This is a genomic window from Tumebacillus permanentifrigoris (assembly GCF_003148565.1).
In the GTDB taxonomy this organism is placed as follows: Bacteria; Bacillota; Bacilli; order Tumebacillales; family Tumebacillaceae; genus Tumebacillus; species Tumebacillus permanentifrigoris.
Genome location: NZ_QGGL01000045.1, coordinates 1 through 2,938, shown reverse-complemented (window position 1 = coordinate 2,938; position 2,938 = coordinate 1). Strand labels below are relative to the sequence as shown.

The 2,938-nt window shown below is 51.9% G+C and carries 3 protein-coding genes and 2 rRNA genes; 3 read left to right on the top strand and 2 right to left on the bottom strand.

Translation table 11 applies throughout. The features are described 5' to 3' along the window. Positions 1-187 (bottom strand): 16S ribosomal RNA (locus C7459_RS22645); the annotation flags it as partial. A gap of 368 nt (positions 188-555) precedes the next feature. Here C7459_RS22645 and C7459_RS22640 point away from each other — a divergent pair. From C7459_RS22640 to C7459_RS22630, 3 genes are read left to right on the top strand one after another with little or no spacing between them, the layout of a single operon-like run. Then, positions 556-1,497, top strand: a complete 942-nt coding sequence (locus C7459_RS22640) for a ParA family protein (RefSeq protein WP_109691458.1) — start codon at positions 556-558, stop codon at positions 1,495-1,497. Continuing rightward, positions 1,494-1,868, top strand: a complete 375-nt coding sequence (locus tag C7459_RS22635; RefSeq protein ID WP_109691457.1) for a hypothetical protein — start codon at positions 1,494-1,496, stop codon at positions 1,866-1,868. Before C7459_RS22640 ends, C7459_RS22635 begins: the two co-directional genes overlap by 4 nt. Before the next feature lie 20 nt (positions 1,869-1,888). After that, the gene (locus C7459_RS22630; RefSeq protein WP_109691456.1) at positions 1,889-2,743 is read left to right on the top strand and encodes a DUF4062 domain-containing protein; all 855 of its coding nucleotides are present in this window, start codon (positions 1,889-1,891) and stop codon (positions 2,741-2,743) included. A gap of 39 nt (positions 2,744-2,782) precedes the next feature. Here the strand turns inward: C7459_RS22630 and rrf are convergent. Further along, positions 2,783-2,899: ribosomal RNA gene (gene rrf, locus C7459_RS22625) — 5S ribosomal RNA — on the bottom strand. Positions 2,900-2,938 lie beyond the last annotated feature (39 nt).

Sequence of the window (2,938 nt, the reverse complement as noted above, 5' to 3'; positions counted from 1 at the left end):
AAGAGATCATCCGGTATTAGCACTCGTTTCCAAGCGTTATCCCAGTCTGCCAGGCAGGTTACCCACGTGTTACTCACCCGTCCGCCGCTGACATCAATGGAGCAAGCTCCACATCAGTCCGCTCGACTTGCATGTATTAGGCACGCCGCCAGCGTTCGTCCTGAGCCAGGATCAAACTCTCAAGTAAAGTTTGATTCAAGGCTCGAATCGATTCTCATCTATCACTCGTTTAGTTTTCAAGGATCAAAACGTGCCGCCGAAGCGACTCAATCAAGATAACATACCAATCAAGTTCAAGTCAACTGGTAGATTTTCAATTTCTCACTCACCGCATCACTCGCGGCGACAAGAGTTATCTTACCACGCCACGCACTCTCACTCAATCTACTCCCACAAACAAACTCAAACAAAAACCTCGCACCTCATTCTCCTACCCAAACCTGTCTCTCGCAATCGCCTATTCTCTACAGCCTTTAACCTCCAGCGGATATATTCGTCCACCTCATGAATACCCTTTAAAAGGTCCAAGATTTATACGGAAAGTGAGGGACACGAATGCCTGCGATCACAACGAGTGTCATCACCCGCAAAGGAGGCGTCGGAAAAACCACACTCACCCACCACATTGGAACTGGTTTGGCCAGACGCGGGAAGCGCATCCTCCTCATCGACTTAGACACACAAAGCAACCTGTCCATTCTCTGTATCGGACATGATCCGTACCATCAGCTCGTTGCCAATGGAACACCCACGATCAGAACAGCCTTCGACAGTGCACTCCAAGGACACCGCTGTGACCCAAGGGAACTGATCCTCAAAGGCCGTGTCAACGCCGCCAAGGGGAGAATATACAACAACGTCGACCTCATCCTCGCCCATAAAAAAATCGGAGACATGAGCAACAGCCTTGCTGCTTGGCGTCCTGACACAACGGAACACAGCCACGATGGCAGCGCCCGCCAAGAACTGAGCCGCCTCTCTGTGCTGAAACGGCTCATCGATCAAGTCCAACAAGACTATGACTTTATCCTCTTTGACTGCCCGGCCGACCTGAACCTCATTACCCGGAATGCTCTGATCGCCAGCAACTTCTACCTAGTTCCGATCACCCCTGAATACCTCCCGCTTGTCGGCTTGAACGAAATTCGAAACGACATCGAAACCTTGAATCGAAAATATTGGGGGTTGCTGACCTACTTAGGTTTCCCGGAGTCCTTCACCCCCACCCGCTTTGCCGGTTTGGTTTTCAACCGCATCAATCTCCACAACGGAGGTCCCAAACAATTGCACCAACATGCGATTGACCTCATGCGCACTCAATTACCGAAGGGGGTTTTCGAGAACTACCTGATCAACGGTGACGCCATCCCCCATGCGGCCTACGACCATCTCCCGGTCTGGTCCTCTACAGTGTACAACGCCAACAAACAAATCGATGCCATGACCAACATCACACAGGAGTTTATGCTCCGCGTGACCAAGGAGGGTTCCCTATGAAACGAACTGATACCATCCTGCTCCTCGATCGCTTCAGTTCGATCTTGAAAAAACTTCCACACACCGACCTGCTCTCTGCCCTTCTCTACCTCGATCAACTCGTCGAAACCTCAATCAACCACGTGGAGAACACACATCCTGCAGATACAATCCTACCTCCGGAACAAATTCCACTGGAAAATCTCGAGTCCAGCATCACCGCCACCTACAAGACCAAGGCACAGTTGCAAACCTATGCTACATCCCTTGGCATCACTGCCTTCACCGCAAAAACAACCAAGCCCCAACTCCTCGAGTTGATCATCCGACATTTGCGCGCCAGCAGAATGCAGGATACCCTGCGCACCTATGAACTACAACCAACCACCTAACGAAGAGGAGAACCCCACTCATGCCACGCCCACGGGTCTTTGTCAGCTCTACCTTTTATGACTTGCAACAAGTTCGCCAAGACGTCGGCCACTTTGTTGATGAGCACGGTTACGAAGCGGTGTTGTTCGAAGAGGGTCACATCGCCTACGGTGCTGCAGACGCCCCTGCCTCATACTGCTACGAGGAGATCGAGAGCTGCGACATCCTCATCTCAATCATAGGCGGTCGCTTCGGTTCCTCCTCCTCAGAACGTCGATACTCAGTATCCCAAGCCGAGCTCCGACGAGCACACGAGCTCGGCAAACAAATCCACATCTTCGTCCTCCAAAGCGTCCATACCGAATACGAAACCTACAAAGTCAACCGCGACAACTTCAGTATCGTCCTACGACATGCGGATGATCGTCGGGTCTACGAATTTCTCGATGAGCTACACCGTTTGGATCGCAACAATGCGATCTTCCCCTTCGAAACTGCACAAGATATCACCCTTTGCCTGCGCCAACAGTGGGCTGGGCTGTTCTATCGATTCTTGCGAGGAGCACCCAAACAGCCCTCCCCCCACCCAAGGACAGAAGAACCGCATCCGGCATGGACTTATTTGCGGGGAATATTGGAGCTCCCTTGGACAGCAGCCTTTTATACATGGGCTGATCTCGCTCAACTGCTGAACTCTTGCGGCTACCACGAAGATCCCGTCGTCTCTGCAGATCAACGCGAATGGAGCCGTTACCGTGATGGTGTCCAATATCTGATCCGCGCCTCCACAACGCTATTCACAGGACCGAATGAAACCCTAATCCCGCGTGAACGCTGGGTGGACACCCTATTCACAATGGACCAAACCGTGATCGAGATGCAAAAAAAGACCTGATCCGCAATGGATCAGGTCTTTTCGTTCCTATATAGCTGTGCCTCGCGACGTCCTACTCTCCCAGGACCCTGCGGTCCAAGTACCATCGGCGCTGGAAAGCTTAACTTCTGTGTTCGAGATGGGAACAGGTGTGACCTTTCCGCCATCATCACGAGACTGTGACAACTGGGTAGAGCAACTTTGTGAGTTCAAGAC

Excerpts from the sequence above, each read along its gene's own strand:
- C7459_RS22630 (WP_109691456.1), top strand. The coding sequence starts at position 1,889 with ATGCCACGCCCACGGGTCTTTGTCAGCTCTACCTTTTATGACTTGCAA.
- C7459_RS22635 (WP_109691457.1), top strand. The coding sequence starts at position 1,494 with ATGAAACGAACTGATACCATCCTGCTCCTCGATCGCTTCAGTTCGATC.
- C7459_RS22640 (WP_109691458.1), top strand. The coding sequence starts at position 556 with ATGCCTGCGATCACAACGAGTGTCATCACCCGCAAAGGAGGCGTCGGA.